Consider the following 14645-nt stretch of genomic DNA (forward strand, 5'->3'; position numbering starts at 1 on the left):
ATGCGGGATGGAATCCCCATTTTCTTTTCCTCTTGCGGAAAAGAAAACGGCCATTCATGGTCAAAAGAAAAGACGCTGAGGGATGAGTTGACCGGCAAAGCGGTCAACTCACCCAAAGCGGGGGCTGGCCGTCACGAACTGCCAACCAAATCCGGAAGTCACCTGCCGGCTGCGCTATACCCGAATATCAAATCGGCATATCCCCGCACCTGCGGGTAGGTACGGAGCATAACGGGGTACAAAACCGAATCGGCGTATTTCTGCTCTCGTGCGTTCCGCTTCGCTATGCACTACCCGGTCCGTTTTCTGCTTTATCCTCGTTTCTCGTCCTTCGTCCCCTTGGGGGTTGGTTTTTCCTGCCCCGTCCCTCATCTCCGGGAGGGGTTTCCAAAGGGGAGGGACCGCAGTCCCGCCCCTTTGTGCCACGAGGGGGTATGGGGGAAAGCGGGCTAAGCGCCGCCAGCGGCGGATAAAGCGGCCCGCTTTCGAGGAAACGGCACGATTGGCGGCCCATTAGGGTTGGGAATCGTGTTGCCGTGACGGTGCTTTCGGGCTGCTGCCCCGGCCTCTGGGGGTTGGTTTCCAAAGGTGTGGGCCGAGGCCCCCGGCCTTTGTGTCGTTGGGGGTCCAGGGCGAAGTCGAAACGCCCTGGTGCTTTTCTTCCGGGGTGTGGGGCGGGTTCTTTTCCAGAAAAGAATGCGCCCCACGTCCCTGCGGTGGAAACCGTCCCTTGCGGGAGCAGAGAACTATGCGAAAGCGCACGGCGATGCCGTGCGCTTTCTCTTTAGCCGAAATCATGACGGCTGCCCGTCGAAATTCCAAGCTCTTCGTAAAGGGAAATGATCGCTTCGATCTTATGAAAGCAAATTTCGTCACTTAGCGTATCGTCCCGGATGATCTCCAATATCTTTTTCAATGTGCGGCCCGCGGCGTCAGACACCAGACAGCGATAAAACTCCTGCTCATTCTGCATAAAACTCCCTCCTTTATTTACCTGATACAAGGATATACTAAAATCAGGTAAATGTCAATCAGGGTTATCCTTGCTAAAATGGATAGAGCGAGGAGGGGTCATATGCGTGAGCCAAAAAGCATTGTCAGCTATCAGACAACGGAATACGGTCATGTGAAAGTCACCCTTGCGAACGTGATGGACGCACGGGGAATCACCCGTAACCGTCTGAGAACCCTGACGGGTGTAAAATATGATGTGATCGACCGCTATTATAAAGGGCAGGACATCGCTTTGGTGGATCTGGATTTCCTGGCGAAGGTCTGCTATGTATTGGATTGCACGGTTGAAGATCTGCTTCAATATGAGGGGCCGGATCAATAAATCAGAATCGTTAATAGTTACTTTGCAGATAGTATAGAACAAGAGGTGGTGGTCTGATGCCAAGGTCTGTTCACGCGACAAAGGAATATGGAAAGCTTCGGTTTCATTTGTCAGAGCGTATGGTTGAACAGGGATTGAACCGCAACCAGATTGCACAGGCCATCGGAAGCCGCTTTGAGGTTGTGGACAAATGGTGTTCTGACGGTCCGGAGCGAATCGACGCGGATGTACTGGCCCGTTTATGCTATGTATTGGAGTGCGGTGTTGGGGATCTGATCACCTATGAAGAAGCTTAAGGAGGGCGAGGCCCTCCTTTTTTCTTTCTTTTTTTCCCGGTTTATGATAGACTGAAGCTACTTTGAGAGGAGGCGCCTATGAAACGCTTTTTGGCCGCGCTTTTGGCGGCATTGACTGTATTTACCCTTACAGGCTGCGGAAAAACAGAGAATCCCGCTGAACCGGTGACGCCGGGACAGGGGGAGGAACCCGCCGCGCCCACGGAACCGGAGCTGACGCCGGAGGAAATCGCGGAGCAGGAGCGTCTGGCGGCGGAAAAGGCCCGTGAGGAACGGCTGCAGGGACTGCTGGACTCCATGACCTTAGAGGAAAAGGTGGGACAGCTTTTCTTCGTCCGGTGCCCGGAGACCAACGCCGTGGAGGATATTTCCACCTACCATTTAGGAGGCTATCTGCTGTTCGGACGAGACTACAAGGACGGCGACAGTTGGCTGACGTGGGAGCAATTCATCCAGAAAATCGAGAGCTACCAGGATGCGGCCGCTATCCCCCTGTTTATTGGAAGCGATGAGGAGGGCGGCACCGTCACCCGGGCCAGCCGGAACCCTAACCTCTTCTCTGAACCCTTCAAATCTCCACAGAAGCTGAACTACATCGGCGGCATTGAGGAAATTCTCCGGGATACAGACACCCGGAGCCGGGAACTGCGGGCGCTGGGCATCAATGTGAATTTCGCACCGGTGTGCGACGTGTCCACTGACCCTAAGGATTTCATCTATGACCGGACGCTGGGGCAGGACGCGAACATGACGGCGGATTATGTGAGGCTGATGGTGCCGGCCATGACGGAGGGCGGCACGCTGCCTGTGCTGAAGCACTTCCCCGGCTATGGCAGCAACGCAGACACCCACACCGGCATCGCCGTGGATCAGCGGCCGATGGAGACCTTTGAGACTGCCGACCTGCTGCCCTTCAAGGCGGGGATCGAAGCCGGGGCTCCTTTTGTGCTGGTGAGCCACAACATCGTGAACTGCATGGACCCGGAGCTGCCGGCGTCCCTCTCCCCTGCCGTTCACAAAATTCTGCGGAAAGAATGCGGCTTTGACGGCATCGCCATCACCGACGATCTGGCGATGGACGCCGTGAAGGCCTACGCCAAGGACGGCGCTGTGGCTGTGCTGGCCTTGCAGGCGGGGAACGATATGGTTGTTACCACGGACTACCGGACCCAGATCCCCGCCGTCATTGCGGCGGTGCAGGAGGGCACATTAGATGAAAGCGTCATCGATGACGCCTGTCTCCGGGTACTGCGGTGCAAGGACACCTTTTTGAGGATCCCCGAAAACAATCCCTGATTGGATATTCCATGAAAACAGCCTGATTTGCTGCATTTTTTGAAAATATGCAACCAAAACGTCCCTTTTTTCGTCTTTCCTTGTGAACAGCTATTGGAAAGACCGGTCTATGGGAAAGGAGCATTTCTATGAAAAAGTCTCTGCGTTTTTGCGTTTTGCTGGCTTTGGCCGCCGCATTGCTGACGGTCTCTGCCTTTGCGGACACGGGGCCGAAGGCGCAGTTAAAGGTGCTGGTGAAAAATGCCCCGGAGGAGCCATATTACCTCGATCTTTTGGAAAAGGGGGATTATCAGGGGCACACCTATGGCTCCGGAGACGGGGATGACACATACAGCGGGCTGGATTGGAGCTACTCCGAGGAGGAGATCGCTGCACTGGACAGCGAGCTGCTGGACGCGCTGCGGGCGGCGGTGCCGGAGGGCTGGCACGCCTGCACCGCGCAGGGCACCAACGGTGCGCCCATGTGGGGCGACCTGATCGGCAGCGACGCAGGCGGGGTGCGGCTCCATTCCTTCCGTTACCATGGCGTACCGGATACGTATCGGATCATTCTCGTAACAAAAAGCGGCGAAAGCTGGGTATCCGGAGTCCTGCACCGGGCAACGCTGCAATCCAGCGCAACGGTGGATTGGGCGGCAAGGATCGCCAACGCGCCCAGTCCGGCCATGGCCTATGCGCTGCAATTCCTGTGCACCCTCCTCCCTACCCTGCTGATTGAGGGGCTGCTGCTGTTTGCCTTCGGCTACCGGAGCAAGAGAAGCTGGCTGGTATTTCTGCTGGTGAATCTGGTGACACAGGGCGGCTTCGCCGTCTATCTCGCCGTAACGGTGTTGAATCACGGTGTAAGCGGCTGGTCTTTGATCTTCTATATTCCCATTGAGGTCATCATCACACTGGTCGAATTGCTGCTGTACCGCCGTCTGCTGACGGAAAAAAACAAGGCGCGAGCCGCCGTGTACGCCATGGCCGCCAATCTCTGCTCGGCTGTGTTGGGTCTCTGGCTCATTGATCCGCTGTGGCATTTTATCGTGTCGATCTCTTAAAAATGAAAGGAATTTTCCCCATGGAAACTGAAAAGCTATACTACGCGGACCCGTTTTTGACGGACTTTACCGCTACGGTTCTGGACTGTCAGCCGGGTAAAAACGGCTATTTAATCACATTAGACCGCACAGCCTTCTACCCGGAGGGGGGCGGACAGCCTGCCGATCACGGCGTTCTGGACGGAGCGGCTGTGACGGACGTCCATGAAAAAAACGGCGTGATTCTCCACAATGTGGACAGATCCGTGGAAATTGGGAAAACTGTCACCGGCGTCATCGACTGGGGTCGGCGGTTCGACCACATGCAGCAGCACTCTGGAGAGCACATCTGTTCCGGGCTGATCTGTGAGCGGTTTCACTGCGACAATGTGGGGTTCCACATGGGTGCGGACATCGTGACCATCGACTTCAACGCCGACATCCCCTGGGAGGAACTGCTGGAAATCGAAGCCCAGGCCAATCAATATATCTACGAAGACCACCCCATTGACATCCAATTCCACCGGGGTGCAGAACTGGACGCCATCGACTACCGCAGCAAAAAGCCCCTGGAGGGGGATGTCCGCATTGTGACCTTTCCCGGAGCGGACTGCTGCGCCTGCTGCGGCACCCATGTGCTGCGGAGCGGGCAGGTGGGACTGGTGAAGTTCCTGTCGGTGCAGAAATTCCGGGAGGGCGTGCGGATTGAGCTGCTGTGCGGCAAGCGAGCACTGGAATATCTGTCCAAAACATGGGAACAGGCCAAGGCCATTGGTCAGCGGCTCAGTGTAAAACCGGTGGACAGCGAGGCGGCTGTGGAGCGGCTGGAGGGCGAGTTAGCCAATCTGAAGCTCCGCTGCGCTCAATTGGAGGAATCCGTATTTGAGTCCATGGCAAAGGAGCAGGCAGGAAAGGGCAATGTGCTGCTGTTCCAGCCTGCCATGCGGCCGGACAGCGTCCGGCGGCTGATGGACGCTGTGTCCAAGACCTGCGGCGGTCTGGCGGCAGTTTTCGCCGGAGAGGAGGGCCATTACGCCTACGCCCTGGGCCGGGCGGACGGACAGGACATCAGCCCTCTGGTCAAGGCCATGAATACGGCCCTCCACGGGCGGGGCGGCGGACGGAACGGGTTCGCTCAAGGCAGCGTGGAGGCGGAGCGGAGCGCCATCGAATCGTTTTTCAAGGAGAATGGATATGGAATATGTAATTAAGGAATTGCTTCACCCGGAGGAGGATGACGAGGCCAATTTCATCTACTCGGAGCTGGACAGCCAACGCCGGGAGACCCGGCGGGTAGAGTTTTATCCCTCCGGTATGTGCTTTGCCTACGGCGGGGATATGGGACAGGACGAGGTCCTGAACCCCGCGCCTTTCCCGGAGGACCTGCGGACACTGAACCGCCCCGGTGAGGTGGAGGTCCGGGCCATCCCCCGGCAGTTGTTCATTGAGGTGTGGAATCAGGCACAGGAGCGGCCCGACGGCTTCATGGGGATGTTCTATTGACTTCTTTACCGCTGCGGAAAATTTGTTTTTCATAGTAAAACCCCGGCCCCGGACAAAAGTCCGGGGCCGGGGTTGCTATTCTGCTATTTTACAATTTGCGGTTGCCTGTTGTCTGCGGGGTGGCGGATCAAACCACCGCGAAGAACTTAATGAGGAACAGGGCAGAGATCACATAGGTCAGCACGCTGACGTCCTTGGCCTTGCCGGAGAGGAGCTTGACCACCGTGTAGGAGATCAGGCCGAGGCCGATGGCGTGGCCGATAGAGCCGGAGATCGGCATACCGATGAGCATAATGGACACCGGCAGCATCTGGTCCATATCGTCAAAGTTGACATTTTTGAGGCCCTGAAGCATCAGCACACCGACATAGATCAGCGCAGCAGAGGTCGCGGCACCGGGAATGATGGCGGCGACGGGGGCGAGGAAGATGCAGGCGAGGAACAGCACGGCAGAGGTCAGCGCGGTCAGACCGGTGCGGCCGCCAGCCTCCACGCCGGAGGCGGATTCGATAAAGGTGGTAACGGTGGAGGTGCCGGTGGCAGCGCCCGCGACCGTACCGATGGCGTCGGAGAGCAGGGCCTCCTTCATGTTGGGCATCTCGCCCTTCTCATTCACCATGCCGGCGCGGGAGGCGGTGCCCACCAGAGTGCCGATGGTGTCGAACATATCGATCATGCAGAAGGTGATGATCAGCGTGATGGCGGTGAACCAGCCGATGTTCATAAAGCCCGCAAAGTCAAACTTGAAGAGCGTGGTAGAGACCATATCGGCGAAGGGCGGCACGAAGCTTGCGGTCTCAAGGCTTGCAAAGGGATTCACGCCGAGGAATGCGAAGCTGCCGATCCAATAAAGGACGGAGGAGAAGAGCATACCAAGCAGCACGGCGGCCTTGATGCCCTTCTTGGCCAGCACGACCATGACGAACACACCGAGGAACGCGGTCACGACGGTCAGGACCATCGTGTCATAGCCAGAGCCCATGTTGCCCTTGATGATACTGGGGGTCAGGGCGCCGAAGAAGTCGCGCATCATGTAAAACGGACCGCCGTTTTCGGAATAGATGCCAATGTTGGAGCCGAGACCCACGTTCATCAGCATCAGGCCGATGGCAGGGGCAATGCCGTAGCGCACACCGAGCGGGATGGCCTCCACGATCTTCTCGCGCACCTTCAGCACGGTGAGCACGAGGAACACGATGCCTTCGATGAGGATGATGACGAGGGCAGCCTGAAAAGCGCTGGTGTAGTCGCAGTCATTGATCACGGCGATGTTGGCCACCACCACGGCGAAGAAGCTGTTGAGACCCATGCCGGGCGCCATGGCAAAGGGCTTGTTGGCCAGGAAGGCCATGCAGGCGGTGCCGATGGCGGAGGCGATGCAGGTTGCAAGGAACACGCCGTTCCACAGCGGCGTGCCGACCGCGAAGCCGGTGAGCAGATTGGGGTTCAGGGCGATGATGTAGGCCATCGTCATGAACGTGGTCAGGCCCGCCAGGATCTCCGTCCGGACGGTAGTGCCGTTCTCTTTCAGTTTAAAGATTTTTTCCATAGTTTTCCCCTTTCTCTTATCACAGGGCCCCGTAAAGGTCAACCTCTGTTATAACGAAATTTTAACACAAATTTCCGCTCATGAATAGTTCTGAGATTTACTGAAAAAATAGGTGTCTCTTTAGCATATTGCACAAAAACAGCCCTGTCATTTCGACAGGGCCGCTTCGTTCAGGCAGTATGATGGGGTTCAAAGGCTTCTTCGATCCTTTCCCGCATCCGGAAATCCCGGCGCTGCCACACAAAAGCCAGAGCCACAGGAAGCAGAACAGGCAGGATCGTACAGCTTCCCCACCCCATCGCCCACAGCACACATTCTGCAATAACGCCGGCATGGAAGGCCAACAGCGTTCCTCCATAGAGATTCATCCGGGGGATATGGTCCGAATCCCGGAATAAATGGGCCTGGACCCAGGCATCCACAAACTGGCGGAGGTTGTTGGTAGAGAAGATGGTAGAACAGGGATACCCATATTTTCCGGCAAACACGCACCACTGGAAGCCCATGGCAAAAATGCAGATGTAAACGCCCAGCTCCGATAAGTGCTCCGGCAGAACACTCAGCACACAGGCCGCAGCTGCATCTGAGAGAATGGCCCACATCCGCAGATCGCCCTTACAGCGTTTCGACAGGCAGGCTGCCAGAAAAATCGTAAAAACGTACAGAATAACGATTCCCAGACGCAGCAGTGCTTTGATCCAGTTGTTCTGAACCGCGCTTGTGAAAACCTCAATGAAATTGACGGTCACTGCCGAGGCGAAGTGATGAAAACGCAAAATAGCATACGCGCCGAACCAGCCGCCGATCAGTGCCATGCAGAAATGCAGGCGCCGTTTTGATTGCTCCAACTGTTCTTCCATGTTCCTCTGATCCTTTTCCTTAAAGAGGCGGAGAGTCGATCAGACCCTCCGCCCTGTTACTGCGTTTTCTTAGAACTTGATCTTCTCTTCCAGATAGCTCTTCACCTGATCAATGGGGATACGCACCTGATTCATGGTATCACGCTCACGGATGGTGACACAGTGGTCAGCGGGGGTGTTCTCATCGCCCACGGTCTCAAAGTCCAAGGTAATGCAGAAGGGAGTGCCGATCTCATCCTGACGGCGATAGCGCTTGCCGATGGAGCCGGTCTCGTCATAGTCCACCATGAACTCCTTGGACAGCTCGTTGTACAGCTCCATAGCGGGGCCGGAGAGGACCTCCTTCTTGCTCAGAGGCAGGATGGCCGCCTTGAAAGGCGCCAGGGCGGGATGGAAGTGCATGACCACGCGGACATCGTCCTTGCCGTTCTTGTCCTGACCCACAACTTCCTCGTCATAAGCGTCGCACAAAACGGCCAGAACACTGCGCTCCACGCCCAGAGAGGGCTCGATGACATAGGGGATATATTCCACCATGTCCTTGCCCTCGCCCTCGCGGTAGACCATCTTCTGACCGCTGGTATTCTGATGCTGGGTCAGGTCATAGTCAGTACGGTCGGCTACGCCCCACAGCTCGCCCCAGCCGAAGGGGAACAGGAACTCGAAGTCCGTGGTAGCCTTGGAGTAGAAGCACAGCTCCTCGGGATCATGGTCACGGAGACGCAGGTTCTCATCCTTCAGACCGATGGACAGCAGCCAGTTGTGGCAGAAGGTCCGCCAGTAGTTGAACCATTCCAGGTCGGTGCCGGGCTTGCAGAAGAACTCCAGCTCCATCTGCTCAAATTCCCGGACGCGGAAAATGAAGTTGCCCGGGGTGATCTCGTTGCGGAAGGACTTGCCGATCTGGCCGATGCCGAAGGGCAGCTTCTTCCGGGTAGTGCGCTGGACGTTGTTGAAGTTCACGAAAATGCCCTGAGCGGTCTCGGGACGGAGGTAGACAGTATTCTTGGCGTCCTCAGTGACGCCCTGAAAGGTCTTGAACATCAGGTTGAACTGACGGATGTCGGTGAAGTTGTGCTTGCCGCAGGTGGGGCAGGGAATGTTGTGCTCTTCAATGAAGTCCTTCATCTCGGCCTGAGAGAAAGCGTCCACTGGCTTGGGCAGTTCAAAGCCGGTCTCGGCGCACCAGTCCTCGATCAGCTTATCGGCGCGGAAGCGCTCGTGACACTCGCGGCAGTCCATCAGGGGATCGGAGAAGCCGCTGAGGTGACCGCTGGCCACCCAGGTCTGGGGGTTCATGAGGATGGCGGCGTCCAGACCCACGTTATAGGGGTTCTCCTGAACGAATTTCTTCCACCAGGCGTTCTTGATGTTCTTCTTCAGCTCTGCGCCAAGAGGGCCGTAGTCCCAAGTGTTTGCAAGGCCGCCATAGATCTCGCTGCCGGGGAACACGAAGCCCCGGTTTTTGCACAGGGCAACGATTTTGTCCATGGTCTTTTCAGTGTTTTTCATGGTTTCCTCTCCTTTTTGTTTGGTGGCTCAGAGCAATTTCAAAATTGCATGCACGCAATTCTGATGCCACGCGTCCCGGCTGCCGTGTCTGCGGCGAGGGGCGCGGCTCAACTCATGCGTTTTTGCGCAGCAAAAAACGCCCTGAGCCTATTTTAGTAGGCTCAGGGCGAACATAATGTCCGTGGTTCCACCTGAATTCCCCGTTGGAAGCGGGGCACTTCGTTCCCGGTAACGGCGGGGTCCGGCGAAGCATTTCCGCTCCGCGGCTCCAGGGCGCCATCCGATGCTTTCCGGAGGAGCTTGCACCAACCGCTCCTTCTCTGAAACCGGATCCAGCAGGACTTCCCTGTCACAGCCTTTCACCCGGTCACTGTATCACGGTTTTTGAACATTGTCAAGGCAAACAGCGGAAAACGGCCGTTTTTTCATTGAGTTTCTGAAAAAACTCACCGACTTTTTCACAATGTTGAAAGAAATCCGGAAAAATAGGACAACGCTCCGCCTGAAAGACGGAGCGTTGGTTCGGTTTACTTTTTCTCCCGATCGTAGGCCACGATGACCCGACGATTGGGGTCCACACCCGTGGAATAGGTGGTGACACCGGGAACCTCCTGCAAAGCCGTGTGGATCACATGGCGCTCGTAGGCGTTCATAGGCTCCAGGGTAACGCTGCGGCGATACTTGACCACCTTGCCCGCCACCTTGTTGGCCAGACGCTCCAGGCTCTGTTCCCGCTTGGCCCGGTAATTCTCGGCGTCCAGTTGGACACGGACCCGGCTGCCGGTGCGGTTGACGGAGTAGCTGGTGAGCTGTTGGATGGCGTCCAGAGTCTCGCCCCGGCGGCCGATGATGGCGCCAAGGCCCTGACCTTCCAGGAACACCTTGTAGCGGCCCTTTTCAGGGAGATACACCTTGACCTCTGCCTGAACCTCCATCTGCTGAAGGAGGCCGGAAAGGAACTTGCGGATCTCCTGAGCCCGCTCGTCGTTCACTTCCTCGCCCAGATCCTCCGGGACCTTGACGGTCTGTGCTTCCTCGGTCTTGGGAGCGGACTCCTTTTTGACCGGCTCTTCCCGGCGCTGAGGCTTTTCGGCGGGCTTCTTTTCCGTCCGGGGCTTCTCGGCCTTGGGCTTGTCCTCCCGGACCTTTTCCGCCTTGGGCTGGGCGGGAGCGGCAGGCTCCTCGTCCTCACCGTAGCTGACCCGGACTTTGGCAGGGCAGCTGCCAAGACCTAGGAAACCGGCCTTTGCCCGCTCCAGGATCTCTACAGATACATCGTCCCGGTCCAGCTTCAGCTGCTCCAGAGCACGGTTAATAGCTTCTTCTTCCGTTTTGCCCGTTACATCAATAAACTGTCTCATAACGGCTCCTCATTATGTTTCGTCATAGCGGTCCGCCTTATAAGCACGGCCACGGGCATAGGGGCGGTCACCCACCCGGCCAGCCTCGGTGGTGCTGGTAGCGGCCTTGGCGGCTTTGGCGGCCTTGGCAGCCTGAGCAGCCTGCTGCTTTTCACGCAGAGTCTGCTTCTTCTGCTCCTCCTGCTGTCTCTGCCGCTCCTGGATGCGAGCCTCTTCCATACGCTTCTGGCGGTCAGCCTGGCGGGCCTGGAAACGGGCTTCCTCTTCCGCCTCCATCTTGGCGGAGAGAGTCTTATTCAGAACGGCCTCCTGAATCAGAGAGAACACACTCTGGGCGATCCAGTACACGCCCAGTGCGGCAGGCATGACGAAGGCGATGTAGACGCTGAACAGAGGCATCATATACATCATGGACTTCATGGATGCGCCGCCGGCAGCGTCCGCCTGAGGCTGGGTCTTCATGGTGAGCTTGCTGAACACAAACTGAGAAAGACCGGCCAGAATGGGGATCAGGATCACGCCGATCACGGCCCAGGTGAAGGTGAAGCTCTTGACATACTCCCAGGGAGTAGCGGTCAGGTCCAGACCCAGGAACTTATAGTTCACGTTGAACCAGCCATCCGGCGTGGAAAGGCCCATTTCCTGCACAGCTTTGACCAGGTTGATCTGGCCGTAGGCGGAAAGCTGGGTAATACCGTTTTTCACGATGGCGGCACCGGCCTTATCCAACTGGACGATATTAGCCATGTTGACGCCGGCGTTGGTAGCAGTTTGGATCAAAGTCTCCACCGCGGATTCCGGCAGCATCATGAAATGGGTGATAGGCTGGCGGATGATGGAGTACAGAGCAATCAGGATGGGAAAGGGCAAAAAGCTCCAGAGGCAGCCGCTCATGGGATTGACGCCTTCCTCTTCGTAGAGCTTCTGCATTTCCTCTTGGAGCTTGGCCTGGTTTTTGGCATAGCGCTTCTGTAACTCCTGCATCTGACCGCTGACGCGGCTCATGCGCATCATGCTCTTCTTGGACTTCATCTGGAAGGGCAGCATGATGAGCTTGATGACCAGAGTAAACAGGATCAGAGCCACACCGTAGGAGTTCGTCAGGTTATAGAACAGACGAACCAGCCAGGCAAAGGGTACGCAAATGTAGTAGCCAATGGTGGACATTCTTGTCTTTCCTCCGATATTCTTTTGAATCAGGGAACGGGGTCGTAACCGCCTTTGTGGAAGGGATTACAGCGCAGGATCCGGCGGAAAGCCATCCAGCCGCCCTTTAGGGCGCCGTATTTTTCAATGGCTTCCAGCGCGTATTGAGAACAGGTAGGGGTATAGCGGCAGCAGGGCGGCCGAAACGGAGAAATAGCCCGACGGTAAAACCGTACCAAAGCCAAAAGAACCCGCTTCATACGGGCTCCTTCATCAGATCTACCTTCCGGCACAGACGGCGGAACTGTTTTTGCAGCTCCGGCCAAGGGGCCGTGGCAGTTCTGCTCCGGGCAACCAGAATAATATCATATCCCGTTTTCAGCTGGGGCTTTTCCAGACGGTAGACCTCCCGGAGACGGCGGCGGCAGCGGTTGCGCACCACGGCATGTCCCAGCTTTGTAGAGGACACCAGCCCCAGACGGTTCCGGCCCAGACGGTTTTTCCGGCAGTACAGCACCATGACGGGACTGACAGCCGAAACGCCCTTCTGATAGGTTCTCCGAAATTCATAATTCTCTTTCAGCGTGACCGCTGCTTTCATGACTCGTTCCCTGTCCTTTCACCCTGAACAAAGTTTCCTTGGATACAATTCCAGGGACGGAGGACGCTTGCAGTCCCACCGTCCCTAAAGGACATTGTTCAGGTGTCTCCCGCGCATGAGTCCTTCTTAGTAGCTCAGGCGGGCACGGCCCTTGGCGCGGCGGCGAGCCAGGACCTTGCGGCCGTTGGCGGTAGCCATTCTCTTGCGGAAGCCATGGACCTTCTGGCCGTGGAGCTTCTTGGGCTGATAGGTACGTTTCGTTGCCATGTTGAGACACCTCCTGTCAGATTTCCGTCCGCCTTGCGGCGGCATTTACTCGACACCCCCGGAGACCGGCGGCGCAGTAAGCATATCAGTGCGTACTTATGACGCACGGATTAGTATACATACTTTTTCAAATTCTGTCAAGAAAAAGTTGCAGATTCCGTGAAAAACATCCGGTTTTTTCTGTTTCCTGTACGTTTTGGCAGATATGGTGCTTTTTTTGTCGGAGATAACCACATTTTGTTTCCCGACAGCCCCTAAATTTTTGAACTTTATTATTTAGTATATGTGTAATTTCTGTTGCCTGAACGTTCTGTTTTTGATATAATGTAACTCGGTATGATTTTGTCTTTTATAACAAGAGAGGTGTTCTGATTTGAATTCTGTCGCTGATGTGTGGACCAACGTCCTCCAGCAGCTCAAGAAGGATCTCTCGGAGACGACCATCACCACCTGGTTCGATGAACTGACGGCGGTGGACATCCGGGAAAATACCTTCTATCTGCACTGTCCCAACGACTTTAAAAAACGATACATCGAATCCCTGTTTATCAAAAACATCAAAGCCGCCCTTCAGGATCTCTTCTCCATGGAGTTTGAAGTGAAGATCCTGGACGAAGCGGGACTTCTGGAATTTCAGGGCGGCGCGCCCAAGAAAAACAGCGATCGCTTCACCTACGAGGATTTCACGTTTGAGACCTTCGTGGTAGGTCCCAGCAATAAGCTGGCCTACGCCGCCTCTATGGCGGTGGCGGAGCATCCCGCCCAGAACTACAACCCCTTGCTGATCTACGGCGATTCCGGTCTGGGCAAGACCCACTTGCTGTACGCCATCGCCAACGTGATCCGGCAGAATGATCCGGCTGCTAAAATCGTCTACATCAAGGGCGATGACTTCATCAATGAGTTCATTGAGCTGATTCGGGCAGGCCGTGGCAGCGACTTCCGGGCCAAGTACCGGGAGGCAGACCTTCTGCTGGTGGACGACGTGCAGTTCGTGGCCGGCAAGGAACAGGTCCAGAATGAATTCTTCCATACCTTCAATAACCTGTACGAATCCGGTAAGCAGATCGTTCTGACCTCGGACCGTCCCCCCTCTGAGATGACGCTGCTGGATGACCGGCTGCGGACCCGGTTTGAATGGGGCCTGCTGGCGGACGTGACGCCGCCAGACTTTGAGACCCGTCTTGCCATCGTAAAAAATAAGGCGGCGGCGCTGGGTATGGAGCTTCCCGATAAGATCGCCAGCTACATTGCTGAAAATGTCACTGCCAACGTCCGACAGCTGGAGGGCACCGTCAATAAAATCCTGGCTTACAAGGATCTGCTGGGCAGCGAAGCCGACGAGGCCACGGTCACCCGTGCCATGCAGGACATTCTGAAAAAGAGCAACGAGTATATTCCCACGCCGGACAACATCCTGGACTACATCAGCAAGTATTACGGGATCGAAAAAGAGATCATCTGCGGTCAGCAGCGGGTCAAGGATGCCGTGGCTGCCCGCCAGATCGCCATGTACCTCATTCGCGGCATGACCAATCTGCCTGTGGTGGAGATCGGCAAGGTCTTTGACAACCGGGATCACTCCACGGTGCTCTACTCTCTCAAGCAGGTAGAAAAGCAGATGAAAAAAGACCCCGCTTTCGCCGAGACGGTGAAGGAGATCAAGACCAATATCAACAACCGCCATTGACCGTATTTTTTCCACATTCACAAGGGAAAAAGAAAAACTGTAATGTGGAAAAAGAAAGTCCGTTTAAAACCGATTTTTTTCCACATCTTTTTTCCACAAGGGCGTGGAGGCTGTAAATATTGGGGTTGCAAGGGTTTTCCTACTTTTCCACATTTTTTTGCACTACTGTTACTTTCTTCTAAAAAATTTATTTTTTCTTTTTAAAA

16 protein-coding genes and 1 other annotated feature are annotated in these 14645 nt (G+C 55.9%); of the genes, 7 read left to right on the forward strand and 9 right to left on the reverse strand.

The features are described from left to right. Positions 1 to 784: 784 nt before the first annotated feature. On the reverse strand, positions 785 to 973 hold the full coding sequence (locus H8Z83_RS06175) for a hypothetical protein (RefSeq protein ID WP_187014261.1): 189 nt from the start codon (positions 971 to 973) through the stop codon (positions 785 to 787). A 102-nt stretch (positions 974 to 1075) separates the two neighbouring features. Between H8Z83_RS06175 and H8Z83_RS06180 the strand changes: the two genes are divergently transcribed. From H8Z83_RS06180 to H8Z83_RS06205, 6 genes are all read left to right on the forward strand, one after another. After that, on the forward strand, positions 1076 to 1336 hold the full coding sequence (locus H8Z83_RS06180) for a helix-turn-helix domain-containing protein (RefSeq protein WP_187014262.1): 261 nt from the start codon (positions 1076 to 1078) through the stop codon (positions 1334 to 1336). A 56-nt stretch (positions 1337 to 1392) separates the two neighbouring features. Continuing rightward, entirely contained in the window at positions 1393 to 1632 is a 240-nt protein-coding gene (locus tag H8Z83_RS06185) for a helix-turn-helix domain-containing protein (RefSeq protein WP_243184776.1), read from the forward strand. Between the two features lie 78 nt (positions 1633 to 1710). Continuing rightward, positions 1711 to 2928 (forward strand): glycoside hydrolase family 3 N-terminal domain-containing protein, encoded by a 1218-nt coding sequence (locus H8Z83_RS06190; protein WP_187014263.1) that lies wholly within the window; start codon positions 1711 to 1713, stop codon positions 2926 to 2928. A gap of 128 nt (positions 2929 to 3056) precedes the next feature. Next, positions 3057 to 3971 carry a hypothetical protein gene (locus tag H8Z83_RS06195; RefSeq protein ID WP_187014264.1) on the forward strand — a complete coding sequence of 305 codons (915 nt, stop codon included), beginning with the start codon at positions 3057 to 3059 and terminating at the stop codon, positions 3969 to 3971. Positions 3972 to 3991: 20 nt separating this feature from the next. Then, positions 3992 to 5161, forward strand: a complete 1170-nt coding sequence (locus tag H8Z83_RS06200) for an alanyl-tRNA editing protein (RefSeq protein WP_187014265.1) — start codon at positions 3992 to 3994, stop codon at positions 5159 to 5161. Next, positions 5145 to 5453, forward strand: coding sequence for a DUF6881 domain-containing protein (locus H8Z83_RS06205; protein WP_187014266.1), 309 nt, complete (start codon positions 5145 to 5147; stop codon positions 5451 to 5453). Before H8Z83_RS06200 ends, H8Z83_RS06205 begins: the two co-directional genes overlap by 17 nt. Before the next feature lie 127 nt (positions 5454 to 5580). Here H8Z83_RS06205 and H8Z83_RS06210 read toward each other — a convergent pair whose 3' ends face one another. The 8 genes from H8Z83_RS06210 to rpmH form a co-directional block, all read right to left on the reverse strand. Continuing rightward, positions 5581 to 7002 (reverse strand): NCS2 family permease, encoded by a 1422-nt coding sequence (locus H8Z83_RS06210; RefSeq protein ID WP_187014267.1) that lies wholly within the window; start codon positions 7000 to 7002, stop codon positions 5581 to 5583. Between the two features lie 170 nt (positions 7003 to 7172). Then, positions 7173 to 7862, reverse strand: a complete 690-nt coding sequence (locus H8Z83_RS06215) for a YoaK family protein (RefSeq protein ID WP_187014268.1) — start codon at positions 7860 to 7862, stop codon at positions 7173 to 7175. Positions 7863 to 7931: 69 nt separating this feature from the next. Further along, positions 7932 to 9374, reverse strand: coding sequence for a glycine--tRNA ligase (locus H8Z83_RS06220; protein ID WP_187014269.1), 1443 nt, complete (start codon positions 9372 to 9374; stop codon positions 7932 to 7934). A 159-nt stretch (positions 9375 to 9533) separates the two neighbouring features. Further along, positions 9534 to 9736 (reverse strand) — a binding site (T-box leader). A gap of 165 nt (positions 9737 to 9901) precedes the next feature. Next, positions 9902 to 10735, reverse strand: a complete 834-nt coding sequence (gene jag / locus H8Z83_RS06225) for an RNA-binding cell elongation regulator Jag/EloR (RefSeq protein ID WP_187014270.1) — start codon at positions 10733 to 10735, stop codon at positions 9902 to 9904. A gap of 12 nt (positions 10736 to 10747) precedes the next feature. Further along, positions 10748 to 11902 carry a YidC/Oxa1 family membrane protein insertase gene (locus H8Z83_RS06230; protein WP_187014271.1) on the reverse strand — a complete coding sequence of 385 codons (1155 nt, stop codon included), beginning with the start codon at positions 11900 to 11902 and terminating at the stop codon, positions 10748 to 10750. 29 nt (positions 11903 to 11931) lie between these two features. Beyond that, positions 11932 to 12141 carry a membrane protein insertion efficiency factor YidD gene (yidD, locus tag H8Z83_RS06235; RefSeq protein WP_187014272.1) on the reverse strand — a complete coding sequence of 70 codons (210 nt, stop codon included), beginning with the start codon at positions 12139 to 12141 and terminating at the stop codon, positions 11932 to 11934. Continuing rightward, positions 12138 to 12482: a ribonuclease P protein component gene (gene rnpA, locus H8Z83_RS06240; RefSeq protein ID WP_187014273.1), complete on the reverse strand. Its 345-nt coding sequence runs from the start codon at positions 12480 to 12482 to the stop codon at positions 12138 to 12140. Before rnpA ends, yidD begins: the two co-directional genes overlap by 4 nt. Positions 12483 to 12608: 126 nt before the next feature. Beyond that, on the reverse strand, positions 12609 to 12749 hold the full coding sequence (gene rpmH / locus H8Z83_RS06245) for a 50S ribosomal protein L34 (RefSeq protein WP_021751147.1): 141 nt from the start codon (positions 12747 to 12749) through the stop codon (positions 12609 to 12611). A gap of 373 nt (positions 12750 to 13122) precedes the next feature. On the opposite strand from rpmH, the gene dnaA reads away from it, so the two are divergent. Continuing rightward, positions 13123 to 14439, forward strand: coding sequence for a chromosomal replication initiator protein DnaA (gene dnaA / locus H8Z83_RS06250; RefSeq protein ID WP_187014274.1), 1317 nt, complete (start codon positions 13123 to 13125; stop codon positions 14437 to 14439). Positions 14440 to 14645: the final 206 nt, after the last annotated feature.

Source organism: Dysosmobacter segnis (genome assembly GCF_014297285.1).
Classification (GTDB): domain Bacteria; phylum Bacillota; class Clostridia; order Oscillospirales; family Oscillospiraceae; genus Oscillibacter; species Oscillibacter segnis.

Coding starts and splice junctions, on each gene's coding strand:
- jag (WP_187014270.1), bottom strand. CDS start 10,735: ATGAGACAGTTTATTGATGTAACGGGCAAAACGGAAGAAGAAGCTATT.
- rpmH (WP_021751147.1), bottom strand. CDS start 12,749: ATGGCAACGAAACGTACCTATCAGCCCAAGAAGCTCCACGGCCAGAAG.
- H8Z83_RS06210 (WP_187014267.1), bottom strand. CDS start 7,002: ATGGAAAAAATCTTTAAACTGAAAGAGAACGGCACTACCGTCCGGACG.
- H8Z83_RS06185 (WP_243184776.1), top strand. CDS start 1,393: ATGCCAAGGTCTGTTCACGCGACAAAGGAATATGGAAAGCTTCGGTTT.
- H8Z83_RS06205 (WP_187014266.1), top strand. CDS start 5,145: ATGGAATATGTAATTAAGGAATTGCTTCACCCGGAGGAGGATGACGAG.
- H8Z83_RS06220 (WP_187014269.1), bottom strand. CDS start 9,374: ATGAAAAACACTGAAAAGACCATGGACAAAATCGTTGCCCTGTGCAAA.
- rnpA (WP_187014273.1), bottom strand. CDS start 12,482: ATGAAAGCAGCGGTCACGCTGAAAGAGAATTATGAATTTCGGAGAACC.
- H8Z83_RS06190 (WP_187014263.1), top strand. CDS start 1,711: ATGAAACGCTTTTTGGCCGCGCTTTTGGCGGCATTGACTGTATTTACC.
- H8Z83_RS06180 (WP_187014262.1), top strand. CDS start 1,076: ATGCGTGAGCCAAAAAGCATTGTCAGCTATCAGACAACGGAATACGGT.
- H8Z83_RS06200 (WP_187014265.1), top strand. CDS start 3,992: ATGGAAACTGAAAAGCTATACTACGCGGACCCGTTTTTGACGGACTTT.
- yidD (WP_187014272.1), bottom strand. CDS start 12,141: ATGAAGCGGGTTCTTTTGGCTTTGGTACGGTTTTACCGTCGGGCTATT.
- H8Z83_RS06230 (WP_187014271.1), bottom strand. CDS start 11,902: ATGTCCACCATTGGCTACTACATTTGCGTACCCTTTGCCTGGCTGGTT.
- H8Z83_RS06195 (WP_187014264.1), top strand. CDS start 3,057: ATGAAAAAGTCTCTGCGTTTTTGCGTTTTGCTGGCTTTGGCCGCCGCA.
- H8Z83_RS06175 (WP_187014261.1), bottom strand. CDS start 973: ATGCAGAATGAGCAGGAGTTTTATCGCTGTCTGGTGTCTGACGCCGCG.
- H8Z83_RS06215 (WP_187014268.1), bottom strand. CDS start 7,862: ATGGAAGAACAGTTGGAGCAATCAAAACGGCGCCTGCATTTCTGCATG.